General features: G+C 45.8%; 1 protein-coding gene. It reads left to right on the forward strand.

Annotated features, from left to right (window positions below; genetic code table 11):
• Positions 1 to 104: 104 nt before the first annotated feature.
• On the forward strand, positions 105 to 1,220 hold the full coding sequence (locus DIJ65_RS16145; RefSeq protein ID WP_071152192.1) for an IS4 family transposase: 1,116 nt from the start codon (positions 105 to 107) through the stop codon (positions 1,218 to 1,220).
• Positions 1,221 to 1,263 lie beyond the last annotated feature (43 nt).

A 1,263-nucleotide genomic window follows, 5' to 3' on the forward strand; every position in this document is an offset into this window, starting at 1 on the left:
GAATTCATAAAACATTCGAAAACTGGCAAAAACCAAAAGAAAAAGTCCTTTATAATGGAAAGGTCAGGTAGTTCCTGTCCAAATCCACTAAAAAGGACTCACGCATGGACAAGAATACACGAAAAACTTCATTTGGTAAATGGGCCAGTCCCATTAATTTTAAGAAATTCAACGAAATCATAAATTTCCACAATCAGGATCGCTATACAAAAAAGCTGACGACACAGGCTTATACGCTGTTGATGCTGCACGCGCATTTAACGCAAACGGACAGCCTTCATGCGCTCAAAGCTGCACTCGCGAGTGACGATCTCGCACGAGCTGCCGGAGTTGAATCCATTAGTGTGTCCCAGCTTTCCCGAAAAAATAACGAGGTGGATCCGGCGATTCTTTCGAATCTTTTCCTGCAGCTCGTTAGTCAAATCAACGGGGAAAAACGGGGTCCACGTGGCGGGATGCCGCTGAAGATCATTGACTCCACCACACTACCCTTGAACATCAACCATTTTGAATGGGCGAAGTTCCGGAAGACCAAGGCTGGCGTCAAATTGCATCTGCGCATCGTTTTCAGTGAAAAGGGAACGCATTATCCCGACAAGGAAGTTATCACGAATGCCAAGGATTCCGACCGCAATCAACTGGAAGTCCTTGTCGACGATAAGGAAGCCATGTATGTCTTCGACCGAGGCTACATGGATTATGGGCAATTTGACAAGTTCACAGATGACGCACTCTTTTTTGTCTGTCGCCTAAAGCGTAATTCCATCATCCATCCAGTCGAAAACTTCACACTTCCGCAAGGATGTGATGCTGTATCGGATACAATGGCGTTCATTGGAAACGTCACGAACTGCACAGAGAACGTCTTCCGGATCGTCGTCGTTCCGGACGGAAAGGGCGGGGAATTACGCCTGATCACCAATCGCTTTGATCTCACCGCAACGGAGATCAGCGAGATTTACCGTTCCCGGTGGGCCATTGAATTGTTCTTTAAATGGATCAAACAACACGTGAACATCAAGCATTTCTATGGACAAAGCGAGAACGCCGTAAAAAATCAGATCTATCTGGTGCTGATTGCTTACTGCTTAAATGTGCTGATTCAGATGGAAACCAAAAGTAAAAAGTCGATTTTGACCATTACACGTCTGCTCAAGGCGAAACTTTGGACGGCGTCTCGGCATTGGTTGTCCCGGATCGAAAACAAAGCAGTTCCGTAAAGAAGACCGTCCATCTCTGTTGCCTTCGTCAAACTGTATAAAT

Origin of the sequence: Planococcus salinarum (genome assembly GCF_007004625.1) — a bacterium.
In the GTDB taxonomy this organism is placed as follows: Bacteria; Bacillota; Bacilli; order Bacillales_A; family Planococcaceae; genus Planococcus; species Planococcus salinarum.